Consider the following 21346-nt stretch of genomic DNA (forward strand, 5'->3'; position numbering starts at 1 on the left):
TTATGGGAGAAACCTGCTTTCCGGCCTCCTGGAGGGGGTAGGGGTTCTGGTACTTTCAGGGGGGTGCGGGAATTGTCTGCAGCTGCAGCGGGTTACAGGCTCCCCAACTGAAAGTCAAATAATTAATTTTACACACACCGCTCAATGACCGACCAACTTCTGACAGATTTTCTTCGTCTATCTTTTAACGGTTTTAACGGTTTTAACGGTTTTAACGTGAGTATCAATCCCTAAACATTTGTTGGTGTGAAAAATTTGAAAAGCTTTTTTCTTTTAGCCGCAGGCTTCTTTTTGTTAGTTTCCTGCGAGCAATTAGAGGACATTTTACCGAATTCGCCAAAAGTTCCGTCAGAAATCAACAATGATTTTGCCGAACGCTATCCTAATGCCCAGGATGTGGAATGGGAAAAAGAAGGTGACATATGGGAAGGGGAGTTTGAGGCAAATTCTGTGGAAGTGTCTGTTTTATATGATGCCAATTTTAATTGGGTGAGAACGGAAAGAGATATACCGGTGGATGACCTACCTGTAGAGGCTAAGGATTATATCGAAGCCAACTTCCCTGGCGGTAATCTGGAGGAAGCAGCAACGTTTGAAAGCCTTGAGGAGGGAAATGGTTTTGTTGCCGAACTCAGCCAGAATGGCAAGGAATACGAACTTTTCTTTGATGAAGAAGGGATTTTCATCCGGCAGGAAGTGGAGGATGAGGATTAACTTTTAAACCTTTTATACCCTGGCAAAAATGCCAGGGTATTTAATTTAAAGGAAGTTTTGCAACCTGTATTTTTAAGCTACAGCCATTACTGATAAAGAGCTACATAAGGTGTTAGTGTCCTGTCAAAAGGGAGACAGCAGGAGCCAGGACAAGCTTTATAAGGAGTTTTATGGCTATGGACTGGGCATTTGTTTAAGATATTCCAGAACATATGAAGAGGCGGTGGAAATTTTGAATGACGGATTCATCAAAATTTTCTCCAGCCTGGACAAGTATACTAAAGGACTTTCTTTCAAGGGCTGGTTTAGAAGAATTATGATCAACTCGGCCATTGACCATTACCGAAGAAACGAAAAACATTATAACAGCATGGATATTTCTTACGCATATAGCGAGCAAGATACTGTAAATGCTTTGGATGTAATTTCCGAAAAAGAGTTGATTGCGGCAATTCAACAACTCCCTCCTTCCTACCGAATGGTGTTTAACTTATTTGTCATAGAGGGCTATAGTCATGCTGAGATTTCAAACAAATTGAATATTAGTGTAGGTACCTCCAAGTCGAACCTTTCCATAGCTCGTTGTAAACTACAGAAGGTAGTGCTTGAATCCTATAATCACTCAAACCCAATAGAGGGAAATGGAAGAGAGTAAGTTTGACGATGAAATACGCAAGAAATTAGGCGAGTATTCTGCGCCTGGTTTTGATCCGAATGCTTTAGCTGCTCTGCACCAAGAAATGGCTAGGAAGCTACCTTCATCCTGGTACCAAAAGTATAAGCTGGAAACAATAGCCTCACTGATGACTGTGATCATTTCTCTGGTCATCATAGGTTCCCAATGGCATCTGAACACAAAAAGCAATACCCTCCTGGAAAAGGAAAACGCTTCACTGAAAGAACAAATCTCCACATTAAGCCAACTTAAAGATGAACTGGAAAGGCTAAGAAGGCAAAAGCCAGATACAATACATATCAGTCAAACAGACAGGAACTTTCTTAAGCCTGGTTTTACCACAACAGCAGGCAAACTACGGTTTTCTAACAGCCGTGGTTCCATTCTGCCTGCCAGTGATTATTTAAACCTAAGGAGCCTGCAGGAGCTTCCTGTAGAAATCCTGAAAACATCCGTTCAGGATGGCTATTATGCCAGAGAGGAAAACGGGAACATTCTTTTTAGTCCGACACAAGGTAACAGAAGCACGCTTCCGCAAGTCGCCCCTGTGTCCCCTGACCCTGAACAGGACCCGCACAAGGTCAACTTACTTTTTAAAGATAATAAAGACGAAACAAAACCAGTAACAGAAAAGAAAACAACCCTACAAGGTAAACTGACCAGGGAACAGGAAAGGCATTATCAAAAAGGGATAGGAATAAAAGCAGGCCCCACGGGCGAGCTAGTGAGGCTAAATAACCGGATAGGTGAAAAAACAAATTTTATTGCTGTAGGGCTTTTAGCAGACTTTTTTCTATCGCCGCGGTGGAGCATGGAGACAGGAGTGAAGTATTCGGAAAGAGGAGTAACAGTGCAAGGCACACAACAGCTAAGTCACGTAACCCTCCCTCACGCAGATGAAGGAATAGGTGCTTTGCAGGAGCTAGAGGTTGATTCTAAAACATTCGAAATTCCACTCTATCTGAAGTACCATTACCCGGCTTCTTCTAGGTTTGATGTTATCTTGGGGGTGGGTGCCTCCGGATTAGTGCTCATCAACCAGGAATTTGAGTATAGTTACCTTGTTCCAGGAAGTAATGCAAACCAGGAGCTGAGTGTTATCGCCGACCATGAGATAACAAAGTGGGCCTTTTACCCTGCTACTGTCAATTTCTCGGCAGGTATCAACCAGCAGCTTGATAATAATAAAGCGCTGGAAGTCTCCCTTTTTTACCAGAAAGGAGCCAGAAATATTGGAAAAGAAAGAATGAAGGCTGACTTATTTGGGGTACGGGCAGCATATTGGTTTAAAATGAGGTAGACTTTTCCTTGTGCATTCTACCAAAGACAGCACACGACAGTGAATTTCCGCCTTCCCGCTAAAACCTATTTTGAGACAGTGCCCAAGGAATGTGTGTAAGCTTTATTCCAATCTTATTTTTTTCGGTTTTAAGGCACGGCACAGGCAGAATGAGTCATGGGGAAGCCGGCTTTTCTTGTTTTACCTGGGCCAGCTGATATAACACCCATTTTAACCGTTTATGATCATGCAGAGTAAAAGTCACATACAAAGGTTCTTGACTGGCAGCATTGGGAAAGGGGTAGCTGTTCTCCTGCTGGCGCAGAGCTTCAGCTCTTTTGGGCAAACTCCTCCGACAGCGGCGGATACCCTGTCCCTCTACCAAAGTTTGCAAACAGAGGTCAGCCAGGGCCCCGGGCAACACGGGGATAAGGAAAAGCCCAGGGCATCAGAAAGCGTGCTCTCCATCACAGGAGCCTCCGCACTCTGGGCAGCCACTTTTGTCTTCGCCGATGAGCCCCTGCAGCAGCTGTCGCAGAATATCAGAAATGGGGCCAGTGATGGTTTCACGGACATCCTGGAACCGTTGGGGCGACAGAAGCACTGGGTGCCGGTAGCAGGCGCGGCTTTAGTGGGGGGGATAGCGCTGAAGGACCCCATGCTGCGGAAGGCAGGCATTGTCTCTATAGGGAGTATTATCGTCAACGGCACCCTAACGGACATCCTCAAGCGCTCCATTGGAAGGTACAGGCCCAGCACAACGACCGACAATGAGATGTTTGACACCCCCTTTAGCAATTCGCCGCATACCTCTTTGCCCTCCTCGCACACCTCCACGGCTTTCGCTGTCGCCACCTCGGTCGCCACCGTTTATTCCAAGCACAGGCTCGTGCCTCCCCTGGCCTATGGCATGGCCACGCTCGTGGGGCTTTCCCGTATCCATGACAACCAGCACTGGGCAACGGACGTGATCGCCGGCGCGGTGGTAGGCTACCTAAGCTCCAAGGTTGTAATCTATGTATATGAGGTCGTTAACCAAAAGCTTAAAAACAGGAAGCAGTACTTTACTATTGTGCCACGGATGGGGCCTGAAACGGCTGGTGTAAATGCCAGTTGGGTCTTCTGAAGCGTACGCGAGTCCACCGGGTTGCTTTAACCGTCTGCGGCTGTAGCATCATCATGAGGGGACATCGCAGAAGAGCCTTCTACCAACCACGATAAAAGCCCCAAAATTACTCCATAGCCGCAGTTAGCCTCATTCATAATGGTGTAGTTGTCCACTTCAGGCCAGGGTTCATCGCCAAAGTGCGGCCCTTTGGCAGGCACTTGGCAGCAAAGGAAATGGAGGGACGACATAACCATGCATCCCAGAAACAGAAGAATTACATGCCTAGCTACCTGCATCCAGAATCCAGACGTGAAACGTTTCGCTGCTATAGTACTGATTTTTATCTGATTGTGATTTATGTTTTCAAAGCACAATCAGGCTTATTGAAATTGCCTATTGTAGTAGCCAAGCACCAGCACCTTACCTAACTGTATGAAACGAATAGTAGCAGCCATTACCCTCTTCACCTGCCTGTCAGGGGAAGTTATCAGCCAGGACGACTCTCCCTACCAAACAAGCCTAGTAGTAGATGGCTCCATTATTGCCGCCGGTGTTGGCCTCAATGCCTATGGCCTTACCCTGTTGAAGGACAAAGAAGGCCTGACGCAGGAGGAAATCAGAACGCAAACAAAAGAAGATGTAAACAGATTCGACCGCTTCTCGGCAGGCTGGGATTCAGAGGCAGCAGACAATCACAGCGACTACCCCTTTTATGGGTCTTTTGTGGCGCCTCTGGCACTTCTGCTAAATGATAATGTGAAGAGCAATGCCGGACAAGTGTTTGTGCTATACGTGGAGACGATGGCCATAACAGGGGCTTTATTCACCGTGACTAATGGCTATTTCCCACGCAACCGCCCCCTTACATATAGCCCGGATGTATCAGACTCAGAGAAAATGAGGGGCAACGCCCAAAGCTCGTTATATTCTGGCCACACGGCTGCCTCAGCCAGCGCTGCTTTCTTCGCAGCGAAGGTGTTTCATGATTTCAACCCTGACTCTCCGGCAAGGCCCTATGTGTGGGCTGCCGCAGCAGCGGTGCCAGCCACTGTGGGTTACCTGAGGCTAAGAGCTGGGAAGCACTTTCTCAGCGATAAAATCTTAAGCTACACGCTTGGGGCTGCCGCGGGAATTCTGGTCCCGCAGCTTCACAAAAAAAACAACAACAGAGACATAAGCCTGCTTCCGGTGTCTGGGCGCGACTATAACGGAGCTAGCCTAACCTACACGTTCTAAAGCATTTATCCTCAGTAACAGATAACCCAGTCACAATGGCAGATAGCCTAAAGTTTGAGCGAGGTGCGGCCAAAGCGCTTCCGTACACAGTGCAGACAGTCAGCAGTTCCCTCGCATCCCACAAAAACCGGTTGCGAAAAGAGAGGGGTCTTCTTTTTGCCCTAGTCCCGTTGTGGCGCAAAACCTGGAATGGAGATCCCTTAAAATCGGTGTTGCTCATTGCCGTAACTCTCCGAGTCCTAGCGGCGGTATTCTCAAAAGGGTATGCCTTTCATGACGAGCATTTTGATGTAATAAGAGTCGCACAAAACTGGCTGGACGGAATCCCTAACTGGATTGCTGACCCTGTCCCCCCAAACCACAGCATGTTCTATGCAGGCATCAATGCAGCTTTTCTTTACATATCAGAAGCTATAGGTATTACAGACCCGCAAAGCAAAATGCTAGCGGTGAGGCTTGTTCACGCCTTTTATTCTGTTCTGATTGTCTACTACGGTTTTAAAATAACCGAGCGGCTTTCTAATACCGCTAATGCCACCCTAGTCGGGCTTATGTTGGCGACACTTTGGTTTATGCCTTTTTTAAGTGTTCAGAATTTGGTGGAGATGGTCTGTATGCCACCTTTATTAGCCGCTTTTTACCGGATAGTTAAAAAAGAGGTCTCCAATATGGACTGGTTGATAGCAGGGGGGCTTATAGGACTGGCCTTCACCTTCCGTTTACATGTTGTGATTTTTGCTGGCGGTGTGGGGATAATCATGTTGTATAGAAAGCAGTTTCTGCAGGCAGTAGTGTTTAGTGCTGGATTTTTGACAGTCGCCTTCAGCGTCACAGGGGTAATCGACTGGTTTTTCTGGGAATATCCGTTTCAATCCATAGTTAGTTATTTCGTGTTTAACACGAGCCATGCCTATGATTTTTCAACGGGCCCCGTGTACAGGTTTTTTCTTACAGTAATGGGATTCACTGTGCCTCCAATAAGCCTGCTCTTACTCTACGGCTATATAAAGAGTTGGAAAGTTTCCAATGAGATGTGGTTGGCGGCCACTCTGTTTTTTGTCATTCATTCGATCTTCCCAAATAAGCAGGAAAGGTTCATCCTTCCGTTTTTCCCTTTCTTTATTTCACTGGGGATAATTTGTTGGAATGAATTTCTAGTGAGGTCCTCCTATTGGCCTAAGCATAGACGGCTACTAAAAGGTATCTGGATGTTTTTCTGGTGTGTAAACATACTTACAGCCATTGCGCTTTCTTTGTCTTACTCAAAAAAAGACCGAATAGCACCACTCTCTTACTTGTCTACCAAAAGCGATCTGGAAGCTCTTGTCATTGAAAGCTCTTCTAACATCAAACCTGTACCTGAGTATTACCTAGGTGGAATTGCCGGTTTAAATGATGATGAAGTTAGAAGTTTAAATAAAGCGCATGGGTTGAATAAGGAGGAAATAAAGGTTATCTACAGAAAACCGAACACTAAGACAGTAAATACTCTAAAATCAGAAATTGAACAGAACGGGAAAATTCCTAATTATGTGATTTTTAAAAAGTCCGACCATCTAGAGGAAAGGAAACGAGAACTGATTAGTATTTTTACTAATAAAAAACTTGTTAAGATACAGGAGATAGCGCCCTCTGCAATGGATCAGGTACAACATTTCTTCAACCCTAGAGTGCACAAGAATAGAAAGTCCTACATTTATAAAATCGTGCCGGTGAACTGATGCCTCAGAAGCGTGTACTGCACCTGGAAGAACGCATGGCACGGCTCCACGGCTTACTGCCGAATCTGAAGCTGGAGCACACCATTATGCCATCACGCTACGACCAGTTGCTGCCCCTGCTTAACCCGCGTGTGCACCAAGACGAGCATGTGCAGATTTACCAGATACTGCCGTAGCAGACTTACCTTGTGAAGGTATAGAAATAATTAATCGAGAAATTCCAAAGGAAAACAATCACGATGGCGCCAAACTTAGCGATGTAGAAGTTGAGTTTGGCTCGATCCGTCAGCAGGTATACGATAAAGTTGTTGAGCAACAATCCTATCAAGGCCACAAGCAGGAATTTAGAGAACTGCCACCCTATCTCCGGGTCATTGCTGTGGAACGTCCAGATGCGGTTGAGGTAATAGTTACTGATACTGGCAACCAGGAAGCCCAGGCTGTTGGCCACATACTTGTTCCACCACAACCGCTCTTTGGCAACATAAGTGATACCAAAATCCAGCATCAGGCCCGTAAGGCCCACTACTCCGAACTTGATGAACTTAAAAAAGAGGTTTTGTATACTTTCGGTCATCAACCCTGGTGTTGCACTTCATTACAGGCCTAATAGTAAGGCGCACTACAACACAAGCTGCAATAATAGCAGACTTCCGGCAGGCCACCAACTTTCCTCAGCCACACCTGCTGCTACAGTATAATCATTCCCCACTCAGCCTTTGTTTGTCGACGAAAGGCCTCTGTGTCTTGTCTTGATATAGGTTGTTAAACTTTTCCTATAAAACGTGGGAATGGTGGGATCATGGAACCTGCAGAGGTACTTCCCCCTGCAGCTTGTATTACATCTCATTTTGCCGGCTCACAAATCGAACTAATGATTTGTTTTAAGAGATGAGTAGCTGAGACCGTTCATGATATCATGAACAGTGTGTCAAAAGCCAACCGATAGATTTACCTAAAGACAACTAGTAGGGCAGGGCACCAAAGAGAGTAAGTCAAACAACAGAAGCTTTACCTCCTCCAAAGAAATTATATTTGGCTAATTCGAGAGGTATTAAATTGACAGGTGGCGGGTTTAGTGTCCGAATAGTGTGCGAAGCAATTGAAAAAAGGCCCTCAGCAGCAGCTGAGGGCCTTTCGGGTAGACCTCAGTATCGAATTATCGAACTTTTTCCACAAAGATTTTGAGGCTGTGGATAAGTATCTACAGATGGGAGAGGGGCAATAAAAAACCTCTTCTACAATAGCAACAGATTGCCTTTTTATTATAAAAGATGTTATGAGCTAGCCGAAAAGAGAGGATAGATTTACCTGCTTCTTAGCGCTTTGCCGAAGCACCTCCTCCACCCGCAAAGAGGGTCCTTTCCGCGGCGCCTGCCGCTTGCAGAATGTGGCCAGGGCGCGGCAGGGATGTGACCCGACAAAGCCGTTGCGCCTCTCACTTGTACAGAAGCGCTTTGTCTACCAGTCAGTACATGCAATTCCCAGGCATGCGTGTCCATTCGCCATGGAAGGAACTGCTGCCCACCACTAAAGCCCCTCCCCCCAAGCCATGACCCCAGCTAAGACCATAAGAAACACAGCCAGCATTGCGGAAACACCCAGCACTATGGAACTAATTATCAACCCAGCACGTGCTCTTCTTCTCCCAGCAAGCTTGCCAGGATTTTTTTTAATTTCTAAGAGCGCTACTATACTCGCTATCATGCCGAAGACAGCTGCTAACGCCGCCAGCAGGAAAGGAACGGGGGAGGATATCGCTATTCCAACGAGGATAAAAGCAGCTGCCAGCAGGCTAAGCATCAGACCAACTCCAGCCTTTTTACTTTTATCTGTTTCACCCTCAGGCGTAGCCTGTACTCCCTGTCGCAGTGTTGTCTGCAGTCTGCTACTTCCTTCTGGTCTTTTGGCCAGCCTGTCCGCCACTTTGCCTGGAGTTAAAGCAGGCTTGTAAACAAAACCAACAAGCTGCACTGGCTCTGGAGTAGATGATTCCGATAAGTTTGCTGTTGTGCTGGCATTAGCTTCTGGGGGTAGAGTATGGGCTTCAAAGGCTTTTTCCTGTACAGATTTTAAAGGGAGCGCAGCAGCATGAGTTGGCATCTCCTCCGCCTTCCGGGCTTCCTTGTAAAAACCATAGGGATCGGCACCTTTAGAAATGAAAAGCGCTTCATTTTTGGAACAGCTTACTAAGAGCAGCAAGGCAGCTGCCAAATGAAATGCAGGGTAGGCGTGTTTCATATAATAGTCCCTCCACTTTTTGTTAACCTACCCTGGGGCAGCAGCTGACATCAGGGCCTCTGACATGCCTTTAATTACCTGTCTTCATACGATAAAATTGGCTAATGGATGGTCTCCTGCCTCCGTGCTAAAACACTTAAATGAGGTAAATTCATTGGCGGCAGTTCAAGAGAGGGTTTGCAAGATCTAAAGGTTTATCTCCCTGTTTCCGACAACCTTGAACAAAGCTCTTTAGGCCTATAGAAAATAACAAAGCTCATATGCTACAAACAAGAATGGCTTCTCATTGTGAGGAGCCATTCTTGTTTTATAAAGCAGGTTGTGTTCAGTAAGCAGGAGCTTGAAGAATGCTTTTGCTTATCATAAAAGCTGTTAAGGGACAGGGATTGGCAGTGGTGCTAATGTAGCAAGTAGGAGGCCTATACTGCGCCTCACGCTTCCTTGCCCAATAGGTACGGTAGTTCTTCAACGAGCCGCTTCCACCTTCTGTATCGGTAGTATTTATCTGGGCCAGTAGCCTATTCCTGTTGGCTCGCTGATGGCTTTTAGGTGATTTTTTGCATATTTTACACATGCAAATTTTAAGTTAAAGCCATGAACCCTACGACCAGCTCACGGCCTACCAGCAAAGGCTCCGTCAGAATGCCTTTATAGCATTATTCTATGCTGTGTTCGCCTGTGTGTCGCTATGGCAGTTCTCCAAGCTGCAGGAGGAATTTCAGAATAATAGAGAACGCTATCCTAAGGTACTAAGCGCTGTCCGAGGACACCCTATTTATGAGCGATTACATGCGCGACAGCCTTACGCTGAAGCAGGCGCTGATGGAAAGGAGCAACACACCAGAAGCACCGGAACCGGAAGAAACTCCCGTAACTGAAGAAAAGAAACCGCGCGGGTGGTGGTCCCGGCTTTTCTCCTAATGAGATTTGAGTTTTGTGTAGTAATTCTGTAACATTAAATAAAACAAGACCATCCTCATGAAAAAGCTATTGCTATTCCCTGTCCTGTTCTTCCTGGTGCTCACCTCCTGCAAAGATGATGAAGGGGACCCGGCACCGTTAACAGTAAGCGAGCAGATAAAGGGTACATGGGTTACTACAAAAGAGGAGTCCAGGTATTATGATGCATCTGGTCAGGTAGTGCATGAAGAGACACACCAAACTGAAACCGTGCTCAATTTCGATGGCGCAAAGGTTACTACTACCTATGCCTCAGGAGGCAGCGGTATGCTCGGCACCTATACTATCTCCAAGAGAGGGGGGAAAGACTACATCACTCTGGTAAATGGAAGTTCCTCAGCGGAATTTGAGATAACAGCCATATCCGGCACTTCCATGAGATGGAGCGCTGAGAAAGACAATGCACCGTACTTTGATAACGGCATGAAGACAGCGGATCATGCGGTGACTACCATTGACTACTCAAAGAAGTAAGGCCTTTCGTTCCCTTCAAAAGCTATAGCCAATGCTTAAGCCCCCAGAAAGAAATAAACCACTGCTTGGATATGCATCGCTCCCTCCCTTCAAAGCATAAAAAGGAGTTAGTCCCACTCGAAACATAAATCCTGCTGTGGAAGGTTGGTAACGGTAGCCTATTGCACCTGTAAGATCAATTATGGAAGAATTTGTATTATCATCCAAGTTAAGGGAGGATGTAAATTTTTTGCGACCGAATAAGAAGCCAGCTCCCAGTTCGAACTTACTTTTTTTCTTTCCAAATAAAAAATTTCCCAAAACAGGTACAGTTATAATAGAGTTATTACCTTCTCCAAATAAGGTTCCTGCCTTAAAAGCCGCAAAGCCAAGGCGTAGTGCAAAGTTTTCAACAACTATTCGTTCATAATTAACTGAGTATAAACCGCCATTGCCTAAAAGTTCCAGGTAAGCATTATTACGGGAAGCTTTAGAGGATTCAGTTTGTCCATAAGACAATGAGCAAATCATCAAACCAATAAGTAATAATCGCAGTTTATTCTTCATAATCTTTATTTATATGCTATAAAACAATAATTTTTAAGTGCCTATAAAAAGGTGCATTAAAATTTTCTCACCTAAGCAGCGGCTTTAAGTTGCTGTTTATCTGAAGTTTTCCAATGTGAGTCGTTAACCCACCTTACAAAAAGTTTTCAAGCCCGGCTTAGGTGCATCCTGCTGGGCAAAAACAAGCAAAGAAACCATAAGTAGACAAAGCAGTAGCGGTACCCTTTCCGGCTTTATTTTAGAACCTACTATTAAACTATATCTATACGAAATATAAATTTAAACAGGCATTACTGCCAGTGTTTTTTTAACACATGGCAGCTTCAAATCTAGCCTTAGCTTAGTAGGCAACCAAAGCTTACAACTCTCTATAGCCGCCCTTGAAGGCTTTACCAACATACCAGAAGTTGGATTAGAATAAAGGTATTACTTATGAGGATGAACCGATTCTCCGCGGCGCTTCCAAGACAGGTCAACCTGTTTCGCTTCCCATAAAACGTGGGAATGGTGGGATCGTGGAACCTGCAGCAGTACCTGCCCCTGCAGCCTGTAATGCGTCTCATTTTGCCGTCTCAAAATTCAACCTAATGATTTGTTTTAAGAGATGAGTAGCTGAGACCGTTCATGATATCATGAACAGTGTGTTCATAGGCTAACTGATAGATTCACCCAAAGGCTAAAAGTAGGGTACACCAAAGAGAATAAGGCAAATAACAGAAGCTTTACCCCCCTAAAGAAATAATATTTGGCCAAATCGAGAGGTGTTAAATCTACAGGTGGCGGTTTTAGTGTCCGAATAGTGTCCGAAGATTATAAAAAAACGCCTCCAGTTTGCTCTGGAGGCGTTTAGTGTAGCCCGTAGGGGAATCGAACCCCTGTTACTAGAATGAAAATCTAGCGTCCTAACCCCTAGACGAACGGGCCTTGTTGCTGTATTGCGGTGCAAAGATACGGGCAGATTTATAATGCGCAAAAGATTGAGGAGAATAATTGCACTGTGGTTATGGATTTGATTGATAATCAGGTTGAAAAATTTATGCTGAAGATTGCGCGCTTTATATTAACCAATATGTTTACGATCCGTTAAAACAAGCATTCTTTTATAAACCATGACGTATAGCAAAAAAAATGGCGAAGAATTTACATTATGAAGGGCTAAAACCAGATGCCTTTGATCAATTTAGAAGCAAGCTACAGGCCTATGGCATTGACCTGAGCGAAAACAACGGAAGCTTTAAAGAAAAAGGAGTGTCCGGTAAATACAACTACAACCCCGAAACGGAAGAGTTGGATCTGAATGATCTAAGCATAGGCTTTCCGGCCAGTATGATGCTGAACATTGATACGCTCTCAAGCCGCCTGACGGAGACAGTAGTACAACACGGCGGCAGGCCGAAGCAGAACACGGTGTAGCTTTTTGCAACCACACCACGTATATAAAAATATAAATTTTTGATTTTTAGAAACAGACAAAGAAACTATGGAAGACAACAATTCAAAAAACCAGAATAGCAACAACTCTAACAGTGGAAATAACTCAAGTAACAATTCTGGCAATAAGGACAACAGCAATAAGAAGCAGGGAAAGCAAGAGGAAAGCGTATTAACGCTCCTGCAACCGCATGACATGTCTAAAACTGTGGAATCGGCATTACATGTGTTCCAGGGCAGAACTGAAAAGTTACCTGAATTGATGCAGGATCTTGGGCAAATTATTATGAAAGCATCCCGTAGGTTTACAACTACACAGTTAATTGTGGCCGCAGGTGCTTTAACAGTTGGTGCTGTACTCTTAACTAAGTTCGGCCCTATCGGTGATGATATGGATTAGGCAATATTAGACATTCGTTGCATTTTATAAAGCCCCTGGCACTTATCGTGACAGGGGCTTTATCTTTTCAGTATATACCTCTTTGTTAAACTGGCACATGATTTGATTTAACTGCTTCTATATAGTTACCATCTATATTTCCGTTATCATTAGAACTTAAACAGAAAGAAATGAAAAAGATAAATCTGATAGTCCTGCTGCTTTTTGTATTGACAATACTGCAGGCGCAGGCGCAGCAACAGCCATTGCCGCCACTCGTTAGTGTATCTGGTGTGGGGGAGGTGCGGGTGCAGCCTACCGAGGTGGTGGTGAACCTAGGCGTGGAGACACGGGAAAAAACTCTTGAAGCCGCCCGTTCTGAAACAGATAAAAAGGCAGCAGCTATTATCAATTACCTGAAAAAGCAGGGAGTGGAGGCGAAGGATATCCAAACGTCCTATGTAACGCTTCAACCCATGCATACCGGCGGGGAGTATGGCAGAACAACACCAGACTTTTATTTAGCGCAGAAAAACATGAATGTTACTATTAAAAAACTGAACAGGTTTGATGAGATACTATCGGGAATATACAATGTTGGAGTTAATCATGTACATGGTGTCAATTTTCAGGTGACAGACCTTGAAAAGTATAAGGCCGAAGCCCGGAAAAAAGCCGTAGCCGATGCGAAACAGAAAGCCAGCGCCCTCACGGCTGAGTTAAATGCGAAAATAGGTCGTGTCTATGCTATCAATGAAGGAGGAAATGGCGGTGGCCCCAGACCAATGTATAAGTCCGTTATGATGGAATCAGCTGCTTATGATGGCGCCGGTGGGCCTTCCATTGCAGGCGGTGAGGTAGTGGTAACGGCTAATGTAGACGTCAGCTTTATAATAGAGTAAAAGAAAATGTACTTTTGCCCAAACAGAAGAGGCGGCTGCAAACTTTGCAGCCGCCTCTTCTGTTTATATCATCAGGATTAAAGCTTCTGATAGGTATTCATTTTCTTAAAGTTGTTTTTTTCATCTAGCAGGAAGCTCAGCGGCTGTCCTGGGTTCTTTAGGATTTCCTGTTCCCGGATATTCCAGGGCTTCAGCATCTCTTCCAGCATATGGGCGTAAGCAGGCATTTCCCAGGGGTTGAAGATTTCATTTGTTATATCATCAATCAATGTATCCAGCACAAGGTGATCATCCTCCGGCTTAACCGGGCGCACAAAATACTCCGGCACTACATTAAATATATAGGCGGCATAAAATACGCGTGCTTTAAATTCAGCCAGCTGAATGGGGTGTATAGCCTTTCCCTGCGTGAGCTGGTATAATTTGCCCATAGCGGAGCGTATGATGCCATTGTCTAAAAGGGTGCAGACTACAGCGACTGTTCCTAGCTTAATGCTGAAAGACATGGTGGTGAGTTCATCCTGGTATTCAAATGGAAGCTCGTCTTCAGCCGGATCTATTTCTAAGAGAAACAACGAACAAGGCAGGAAATCCGAAAACGCCATGGGAACCCGCAACGATTGCAGTACCTGGAAGAAAGCCCTGAATTTTCCCAGCATCAGTGGGTTTTCGCTTACCGCATATTGCGGCATAATCAGCGGATTTGTTTCTTTAATGAGTTCTGTGACAAGGGTGCCATAATACATTTTGCCAATCCACTGGAAAAGCTCCTGTGCTCCCAGTGCTTTCAAGCCTGCTATACCCTTTGCTGCTGCCTCTTCTACTTTTGCTTCCAGCGGCAACAGGTAATGTGTGTGGCAGCGGTCGCAGCAGGGGATGGTGAGTTCATGAAAGGTTGTGACGCTTTTATCCAGCAGTAAAAGTTCTTTGTTTCTTAGACCGTATTTGTGTTGAAGCCATTCAGCGAAGACAGGTGCGCGGTGCTGAGGCGTGATAATGGTGCCGCAGAGGAAGCAGTTTTTGTTTGTAAACTGCATTTTCTCGAACGGGTCGTATAATGTCAGGTCAATCATGAGGTTGTTTCTGTTCAAGCCACAAAGATAGCAACAGGAGCATCGAGTTCCGAATATAAGTACGGGCACTACGGTATTAGTGGGTATAATATGTTAAATAGGTTTGGGTGCAGTAGAGAAGTTAATATGCGGGAGAAGGTGTATCTCTCAGGCCCAATAGCCGTTGATTTACTTGTAGTATATTTATGTGAGGAGAGAGGGGAAAGAAAGGGTACAAAAAAACAGCAAGCCTGTAAGCCGGGTTCTGTTCCCGATGAATCGGGATCTTATCATTTATCTAGGCCTGCACTCGCGCACAGGCTCCATCGACCTACCCACTGACATCGGACGAGCAGCCCTTAGCCCCGCCGAAGCGTGGCACTGTCAGCCTATTTGGTCTTTCAACTCCTAAGGTTTACCCAGCCGGACTGGTCACCCAGCCGCTGGTGCGCTCTTACCGCACCTTTTCACCCTTACCAGCATTGCTGCTGGCGGTTATTTTCTGTGGCACTGGCTGTATCCCGGTTACCCGGAACCCTTCCCGTTAGGAAGTAGGATGCTCTGCGTTGCCCGGACTTTCCTCTCCCCCCGAAAGGGCAGCGATAAGACGGCTTGCTGTTATGTTTTTGTATTACCTGTACTGCAAAGGTAACAGTAATTCCGAACCGGAGGCTCTTGTAGAGTTAGAAAGTTGAGGAGTTAGAAAGTTAGAAAGTTGAAAAAATTATTTTCCGCATTAGGTAATTTAGAAGCGTTTTATAACTTTTTAATTTTTAATGTTTGAATTATATATCTCTGAAGTATAAAAGATGCTCAAAGGCCTAAGTAGCGAGTCAAGAGTTCGCATTTATTCTTTACGTCACGGGAAAAATTCCCGCGCCAGTTAAGGATTTTTTGTAACCCCTCGTTTGGCAAGAGCAGTACACCTCTAACTCTCTAACTCTCTAACTCTCTAACTCTCTAACTCTCTAACTCTCTAACTCTCTAACTCTCTAACTCTCTAACTCTCTAACTCTCTAACTCAAAATGCTTATTTCAGCTTTACCAAAGTGGCGCCGTAGCCAAATTTCTCTTTTCGGGCGTCTTCGAAAAATTTGATGCCGGGTGTGCGGCTGAGTACTTTCTGAAGTTCCTTACGAAGCACTCCGTTGCCGGCACCATGTATAAATACAATTTCGTGCATGTTTGCGGCTAAGGCCCTGTCCAGACTATCCTGGAAGTACTCCAGTTGTAGCTTCAGCATAGCGCTGTTACTCATGCCGCTGTGGTCCTCTACCAGCTTCTCAATATGCAGATCAATTTCATGGTCTGGTGCCTGCAGCTTAAAAGTTTCATGTTTAGCCGTTGCGTCTATCAATTGCTCTGCTATTTTATCAGTGTCGACGGCAACAGGCTTTTGGTCGAGCTGGAACAGGTAAGCTTCTTTGTTGAGCACAGGCGCGGTTTTTTTGCTCTTATAAAAAGAACTGGCTCTGAACTGCACCTTTTTTGTGACAGGCTCATACACGGTGGGGCTACCGTTGCGGTGTTGTATGAACTGCACCAGCAGGCTGGGCCATTTCTCAAAGTCCTTCAGGTGATAGTGGGTGATGACACGGGTTGTTTTCGGTGCCAGTTTATCATTCTGGAGGCCGCGGTATTTATTCTCACGTTCTTCGCCTGAGGTAAACAGCACATCATGGTCTGAGTTGTTGATGATGGTAACAGCCAACAGTTCTTCAGACTGGTGCACCAGGGCCAGGTAAATTCCTTGGGCCGCCAGAACAGGTGCTGAAGTTTCTCTTTTGGCAACAGGTTTTATCTCCGGGTCATTTTTCAAATAAGTTGCCTCCTCCTTTGCAATCACCACCACCTCCCGCCGGGCAACAGGTATAGTGAAGTCATTGTCGATGGCGACTTCTACGATGTTATTATCTAATATGCGGGTAATAATGCCTTCCTCACGGCCAGACATCAACCGCACGCGGTCTCCTACGTTCATGTTCTCGTTGTTCGTTTATCGTTGTTCATTCATAGCAGCGCACAGATGTACTGCGGAAGCAGATGAATTATATGTAAACAAAGGTACGGAATTCTAAAGTGTCGGGTAGCGAGTCCTGATAAAGAGGGCTAAGCCTGTGCTCCGGATAGGGTATAAACACAATATCAGAAGTACAGCGCGTGCATCCTGAAACCGTTCTTTCGGTTGTATTCCAGGGCAGGAGCAGGTATTTTGATAATGCTGAGCACGTACATAGCGGTATTCAGGAACTTGCTTCGGCCTTTGAAGTGCATCAGGTTCAGGTCTGGACTTATGTAGTACTGCCGGTGTGCACTAAAGCCACTGGCACTGTTGGCGCTTTCCGGGTTATACAGTATTTCCTCGGCACCGTAACCGACGGCTATGTTCAGCCACTTCGGGTATCTTGTTTCCCGCTTCATAAATGCGCCCACATTCACAGAAAGCCAGTAGGTTTGCCCGTTATAGTCTTTCAGGGCCTGCTCCGCCAGGCTGCTTCCCAGCACATTGGGGCGTACAGCAGCAAACTGGGTTGTGTGAAAGGAATATTTAGGCATGATACGTACTTCGCCCCAGGCCAGTTCCTGTGCCACTACAGCGGCAGCACCTGTTGTGTTGGCAATCATATCCCCAACAGAAGCCCCATACTCAGGTTGATAGCCATCGAAAATTTCGATGGGGGTTTGCAGGATGATGCCTGTAAGTCCTCCCAGCAGAATGGCTTTTTTCTCTGGCACTCCTGCCCAGCGCAGCATGTCTATGCCCGCCCGGCTTTCGTGGAAAGCACCCCAGAAATGCCCCGCCTTGTCTACCTGTTTCCATTGGTTGTTATCGTTAAAAAAGTGGAAACTCGTTCGCTCTCCTGAATACCAGGAGTTGTTTAGCGATACTAACATGGTGGCGTAGCCTGCGGTAAAGATGCCGCCCATGGCTAACAGCCGGGAGGTGTTGACGGTGGTGGTATCTGATTTTACCTGGGCTACAGCTATATTTTGCCTGCTCAGCAGGAGCAGGGGGAGTAGGAGCGCAATCAGTGGTTTCCGGAGCATTAGCTCAAAGATACAGAATTGATTCTTTACCCTGCGGCCAAAGCAATAGCCTTTTTATAAGCCGCAATGGCTCTATCGCGGGCCATATTGTGGTCTACCATGGGTTCGGGATAAGCAGGAGTTCCAAATTCAGTCACCCAGCGCCTTATATAGGTGTGGGCCTTATCAAATTTTTTCACCTGGTTGTCTGGATTAAAGATGCGGAAGTAGGGCTGGGCATCAGCGCCTGTGCCCGCTGCCCATTGCCAGTTGCCCACATTGCTTGCCTGCTCATAGTCCAGGAGCTTTTCTGCAAAATAGGCTTCTCCCCAGCGCCAGTCTATGAGCAAGTCTTTCACCAGGAAGCTAGCCACCACCATCCGAACCCGGTTATGCATAAAGCCGCTGCTGTTGAGCTCACGCATACCAGCATCTACCAAGGGGTATCCTGTTTTGCCTTCGCACCAACGTTTAAATTCTTCTTCGTTGTTGCGCCAGGCAATGTGCCTGAATTTAGGAGCGAAACTTTCCTGGGAAGAAGCCGGGAAGTGAAAGAGCAGCTGCATAAAGAATTCCCGCCAGATAAGTTCCTGTAGCCAGGTATCAGAGTGTTGTAGCGCCAGCCGCACGGCTTCACGGGTACTTACCGTTCCAAACCGCAGGTGCGGACTTAGCCTGGTTGTGGCATCGAGGGCAGGCACGTTGCGTGTCTCCTCATAACGGCGCAGTACCTTCTCTGCCATGTTGGGGTCTGGTGTGGGGATGTCAGCAGGTTTAAAGCCTACTTGCTGTAGCGTTGGCAGGGGGGATTTGTGGTGGGGCAGGAGCTTATCTAGATGTTGCTCAGAAGGAAAAGGCGCTACCATATTTTCCCTGAAGGCTTTCTTCCAGGCGTTTTTATAGGGGGTATATACTTTATAAGGCGTACCACTCAAAGACAGTATTTCGCTGCGCTCAAAAATTACAGAATCCTTGCAAAGCTTAAAATCCTGTCCATTTTCTATTAATAGCGCCTCTACCTCCTCATCTCGCTCCCGGGCGTAAGGCTCGTAATCACGGTTTGTATAGATACCATCCACCTCATACTCCTGCAGCAATTCTTTTATCACTTCTATGGGTTTGCCATACCGTACAAGCAGGGTGCTGCCCTGTTTCTCCAGCTGCTCCTTCATGTTTTTGATGGACTGATATATAAAATCTACCCGGGCATCATGGCGGTTGCTTAGATTATCTAGAATTCCGGTATCAAAGATAAAGATGGGTAGTACTTGTTTTTCGGTTTCAAGAGCATGGTACAAGCCTGCATTATCGTGCAGGCGAAGGTCGCGGCGGAACCAGAAGAGCAGCATCAGATAGATAGTATGACGGTTAGAAAAGTGGTTGACAAATCATGTTAAATAAGTTTTACGGAGCTCATACCGCCATCTACGTGCAGCACCTGGCCAGTCATCCAAGCTGAATCATCTGATAAAAGAAAAATAGCGGCTTGTGCCATATCCTGCGGCTGGCCTACTCTTCCTAGCGGGTGGCGCTTTCCGGCTGCTTCTTTCTTTTCAGATGTGCTAAGCAAAGACGAGGCGAGCGGAGTATCTGTAAGTGAAGGAGCCACCGCATTATAGCGGATTTGTGCGGAGGCATACTCTGCAGCCAGCGCAACGGTAAGTCCTTCTATCGCTGCCTTCGCGGTGGCGATGGAAGCATGGTAAGGCATGCCAAGTTGCGCTGCCACAGTGCTGAAAAACACAACACTGGCTCCCTCTGCTTTCTTAAGTAAGGGTATAACCGCCTTAAGCACTTGTACGGCTCCCAGCACATTCAGCTCAAAGTCATTTCTGAAATCAGCTATTTGCAGGCGCTCAAAAGGCTTCAGCTTTATAGTGCCAGGGCAGTAAACCAAACCATGCAGAGATTCCGGGAGCTGTTCTATGAAACTGCTGTCGAATTCCATGACATTCAATTCGATGTGCTGCAGGCCTGCACTTTCAGCTCCTTCAAAACTCTTTCGGGACGCTGTTACCACATTTGCCCCTTTTTCTTTCAATTGGCGGGCTGTTTCCAGACCAATTCCGGAGGTTCCTCCAATCACCAGGATGTTTTTATTATTGAATGCCATGTCATGCTGATTTTCCTTGAAAAAAATGTTTGTCCAATTTAAACCCGCCGATGGCGCAATTGTTATCTTAATATATTTATAACCCTATAAAATACTTTACTCGTAGCTACAGAATTGTATCCTCAGGCACATTAGTAAAAGAAGTCAGAAAGCCTCCTAGCATGCATGATATGCTACAGGCATCAAAGAGGTGCAACAAGTTAAAATATTATGGAAATAGTACGCGTGGTTAAGGATACAACGATTGGATGAGAATGGTGAAGAAGCAGACGGCGGAGAAAATATCTAATGAGGAACTGGACATAGCCACGGCTGCTACAGATTTATTCTTCAAGCAGAGACCGGAGCTTGAAGCACGATACGGTCAAGCAGGCCGCACTGCGTGCCTGCAGGGTGTGCACGACCACCTGGCTCACCTGTCTGAAGCAATACTTGCCTCCAGCCAGGCTTTGTTTGAAAATTATATAAGCTGGGTGCAGGAAAGATTGGCAGCACGAAACGTACCAGCCAATGACCTGGCTGTTAACCTGAATTGCGTGAAAGAAATTCTGGCGCAGCGCCTGCCAATAGAAAATTATGTTATTGCCGCTAAATACATGAATAGTGCTTTGCTGCAACTGGAAAAAAAGGTGGCACGGCAGTCTTCATACCTGGAAGAGGATGCACCGTTAAGCAGCCTGGCCATTCAATATATGAACTTTCTGTTGGAAGGAAACCGTGGTGCGGCAAGCAAACTTATTCTGGCAGAAGTGGATGCGGGCACCGATGTGAAAACTATCTACATGCATGTGTTCCAGCCAGTGCAGTATGAGATAGGACGTTTATGGCAGCAGGATAAGCTTACCGTAGCCCAGGAGCATTACTGTTCAGCAGCCACGCAACTCATTATGTCGCAGCTTTACTTTAAAATTGTCGATGCTGAGAAAAATGGCCATAAGGTAGTGGCCGCCTGCGTTTCCGGCGACATGCATGAAATCGGTATCCGGATGGTGTCAGACTTTCTGGAGATGGAAGGCTGGCATACCTATTTTCTGGGAGCAAATACACCTAAAAGCAGCATCATTAAAACGCTGCACCAGCAAAAGCCTGACCTGTTACTCTTGTCTGCCACCATGACGTATCACTTACACGCCATAACTGAGGTCATCACGGCTATGAAGGCTGATGCTGAACTACAGCATATAAAGGTAATGGTAGGAGGCCATCCTTTTAACATTGCACCAAAACTCTGGAAAGAGATAGGGGCAGACGGCTATGCAAATGACGCATCAGACGCTTTAGAACAGGCTAATAAGCTCGTATTAGGAAATTCCGGGGTAGCTTAGACACCCTGTTGTTGCACGTTATTCAATTCTTTGCTGCCTGTTATACAAAAGCGAATATCCATAGCTCATTTTCCTTCATTTAAGGAAATCAGCAACTTTTTTGCCTTATATCAGTTCTAAAGTATAGATTTGGAATTATGCTGCATGCATACTATATTTGAT

Annotated in this window: 22 protein-coding genes, 1 tRNA gene and 1 other RNA gene; 13 read left to right on the forward strand and 11 right to left on the reverse strand. The window is 45.9% G+C overall.

Translation table 11 applies throughout. The features are described from left to right. Positions 1–246: 246 nt before the first annotated feature. From E1919_RS05305 to E1919_RS05320, 4 genes are all read left to right on the forward strand, one after another. Positions 247–714 carry a PepSY-like domain-containing protein gene (locus tag E1919_RS05305; RefSeq protein WP_162052324.1) on the forward strand — a complete coding sequence of 156 codons (468 nt, stop codon included), beginning with the start codon at positions 247–249 and terminating at the stop codon, positions 712–714. Between the two features lie 109 nt (positions 715–823). Beyond that, a complete protein-coding gene (locus E1919_RS05310; protein WP_237144029.1) occupies positions 824–1369 on the forward strand; it encodes an RNA polymerase sigma factor in 546 nt (181 codons plus the stop codon). After that, positions 1356–2690, forward strand: a complete 1335-nt coding sequence (locus tag E1919_RS05315; protein ID WP_162052325.1) for an outer membrane beta-barrel protein — start codon at positions 1356–1358, stop codon at positions 2688–2690. Before E1919_RS05310 ends, E1919_RS05315 begins: the two co-directional genes overlap by 14 nt. Positions 2691–2916: 226 nt before the next feature. Further along, complete coding sequence (locus E1919_RS05320; protein ID WP_162052326.1) at positions 2917–3795, forward strand: phosphatase PAP2 family protein; 879 nt, start codon at positions 2917–2919, stop codon at positions 3793–3795. Between the two features lie 26 nt (positions 3796–3821). On the opposite strand, the gene E1919_RS05325 is transcribed toward E1919_RS05320, so the two are convergent. Beyond that, the gene (locus E1919_RS05325; RefSeq protein ID WP_162052327.1) at positions 3822–4025 is read right to left on the reverse strand and encodes a hypothetical protein; all 204 of its coding nucleotides are present in this window, start codon (positions 4023–4025) and stop codon (positions 3822–3824) included. A gap of 184 nt (positions 4026–4209) precedes the next feature. Here E1919_RS05325 and E1919_RS05330 point away from each other — a divergent pair, with 184 nt between their 5' ends. Genes E1919_RS05330 through E1919_RS05340 form a run of 3 tightly spaced genes read left to right on the forward strand, consistent with a single transcriptional unit; the run spans position 4210 to position 6910 of the window. Next, entirely contained in the window at positions 4210–5013 is an 804-nt protein-coding gene (locus tag E1919_RS05330; RefSeq protein ID WP_162052328.1) for a phosphatase PAP2 family protein, read from the forward strand. A 35-nt stretch (positions 5014–5048) separates the two neighbouring features. Continuing rightward, the gene (locus E1919_RS05335) at positions 5049–6734 is read left to right on the forward strand and encodes a glycosyltransferase family protein (protein ID WP_162052329.1); all 1686 of its coding nucleotides are present in this window, start codon (positions 5049–5051) and stop codon (positions 6732–6734) included. Continuing rightward, positions 6734–6910, forward strand: coding sequence for a hypothetical protein (locus tag E1919_RS05340; protein WP_162052330.1), 177 nt, complete (start codon positions 6734–6736; stop codon positions 6908–6910). Before E1919_RS05335 ends, E1919_RS05340 begins: the two co-directional genes overlap by 1 nt. A 5-nt stretch (positions 6911–6915) precedes the next feature. Here E1919_RS05340 and E1919_RS05345 read toward each other — a convergent pair whose 3' ends face one another. Further along, positions 6916–7311 carry a GtrA family protein gene (locus E1919_RS05345; RefSeq protein WP_162052331.1) on the reverse strand — a complete coding sequence of 132 codons (396 nt, stop codon included), beginning with the start codon at positions 7309–7311 and terminating at the stop codon, positions 6916–6918. Positions 7312–8264: 953 nt separating this feature from the next. Then, the gene (locus tag E1919_RS05350) at positions 8265–8975 is read right to left on the reverse strand and encodes a hypothetical protein (protein ID WP_162052332.1); all 711 of its coding nucleotides are present in this window, start codon (positions 8973–8975) and stop codon (positions 8265–8267) included. 777 nt (positions 8976–9752) lie between these two features. Between E1919_RS05350 and E1919_RS05355 the strand changes: the two genes are divergently transcribed. Both E1919_RS05355 and E1919_RS05360 read left to right on the forward strand, forming a co-directional pair. Further along, a complete protein-coding gene (locus E1919_RS05355; RefSeq protein WP_162052333.1) occupies positions 9753–9896 on the forward strand; it encodes a hypothetical protein in 144 nt (47 codons plus the stop codon). 57 nt (positions 9897–9953) lie between these two features. Next, positions 9954–10409, forward strand: a complete 456-nt coding sequence (locus E1919_RS05360; RefSeq protein WP_162052334.1) for a hypothetical protein — start codon at positions 9954–9956, stop codon at positions 10407–10409. Between the two features lie 15 nt (positions 10410–10424). Here E1919_RS05360 and E1919_RS05365 read toward each other — a convergent pair whose 3' ends face one another. Both E1919_RS05365 and E1919_RS05370 read right to left on the reverse strand, forming a co-directional pair. Further along, on the reverse strand, positions 10425–10955 hold the full coding sequence (locus E1919_RS05365; RefSeq protein ID WP_162052335.1) for a hypothetical protein: 531 nt from the start codon (positions 10953–10955) through the stop codon (positions 10425–10427). Positions 10956–11807: 852 nt separating this feature from the next. After that, a tRNA-Glu gene (locus E1919_RS05370) sits at positions 11808–11879 on the reverse strand. A 204-nt stretch (positions 11880–12083) separates the two neighbouring features. Here E1919_RS05370 and E1919_RS05375 point away from each other — a divergent pair. From E1919_RS05375 to E1919_RS05385, 3 genes are all read left to right on the forward strand, one after another. Continuing rightward, positions 12084–12368 (forward strand): hypothetical protein, encoded by a 285-nt coding sequence (locus E1919_RS05375; RefSeq protein ID WP_162052336.1) that lies wholly within the window; start codon positions 12084–12086, stop codon positions 12366–12368. Positions 12369–12435: 67 nt separating this feature from the next. Beyond that, positions 12436–12786 (forward strand): hypothetical protein, encoded by a 351-nt coding sequence (locus E1919_RS05380; protein WP_202915858.1) that lies wholly within the window; start codon positions 12436–12438, stop codon positions 12784–12786. Between the two features lie 170 nt (positions 12787–12956). After that, entirely contained in the window at positions 12957–13667 is a 711-nt protein-coding gene (locus E1919_RS05385; RefSeq protein ID WP_162052337.1) for an SIMPL domain-containing protein, read from the forward strand. Positions 13668–13744: 77 nt separating this feature from the next. Here the strand turns inward: E1919_RS05385 and E1919_RS05390 are convergent, their stop codons facing one another. From E1919_RS05390 to E1919_RS05415, 6 genes are all read right to left on the reverse strand, one after another. Beyond that, complete coding sequence (locus E1919_RS05390; RefSeq protein ID WP_237144030.1) at positions 13745–14740, reverse strand: hypothetical protein; 996 nt, start codon at positions 14738–14740, stop codon at positions 13745–13747. Between the two features lie 217 nt (positions 14741–14957). Continuing rightward, positions 14958–15338: RNase P RNA component class A (rnpB, locus tag E1919_RS05395), an RNA gene on the reverse strand. Positions 15339–15749: 411 nt separating this feature from the next. Further along, positions 15750–16700, reverse strand: a complete 951-nt coding sequence (locus E1919_RS05400) for a Smr/MutS family protein (protein WP_162052338.1) — start codon at positions 16698–16700, stop codon at positions 15750–15752. 164 nt (positions 16701–16864) lie between these two features. After that, positions 16865–17767: a DUF2279 domain-containing protein gene (locus E1919_RS05405; protein WP_162052339.1), complete on the reverse strand. Its 903-nt coding sequence runs from the start codon at positions 17765–17767 to the stop codon at positions 16865–16867. 26 nt (positions 17768–17793) lie between these two features. Further along, a complete protein-coding gene (locus E1919_RS05410; protein ID WP_162052340.1) occupies positions 17794–19095 on the reverse strand; it encodes a cryptochrome/photolyase family protein in 1302 nt (433 codons plus the stop codon). A gap of 44 nt (positions 19096–19139) precedes the next feature. Then, positions 19140–19859 carry an SDR family NAD(P)-dependent oxidoreductase gene (locus E1919_RS05415; protein ID WP_162052341.1) on the reverse strand — a complete coding sequence of 240 codons (720 nt, stop codon included), beginning with the start codon at positions 19857–19859 and terminating at the stop codon, positions 19140–19142. A 248-nt stretch (positions 19860–20107) separates the two neighbouring features. On the opposite strand from E1919_RS05415, the gene E1919_RS05420 reads away from it, so the two are divergent. Beyond that, positions 20108–21184, forward strand: a complete 1077-nt coding sequence (locus tag E1919_RS05420) for a cobalamin-dependent protein (RefSeq protein ID WP_162052342.1) — start codon at positions 20108–20110, stop codon at positions 21182–21184. Positions 21185–21346: the final 162 nt, after the last annotated feature.

It is taken from the genome of Pontibacter pamirensis, from assembly GCF_010015475.1.
Classification (GTDB): Bacteria; Bacteroidota; Bacteroidia; order Cytophagales; family Hymenobacteraceae; genus Pontibacter; species Pontibacter pamirensis.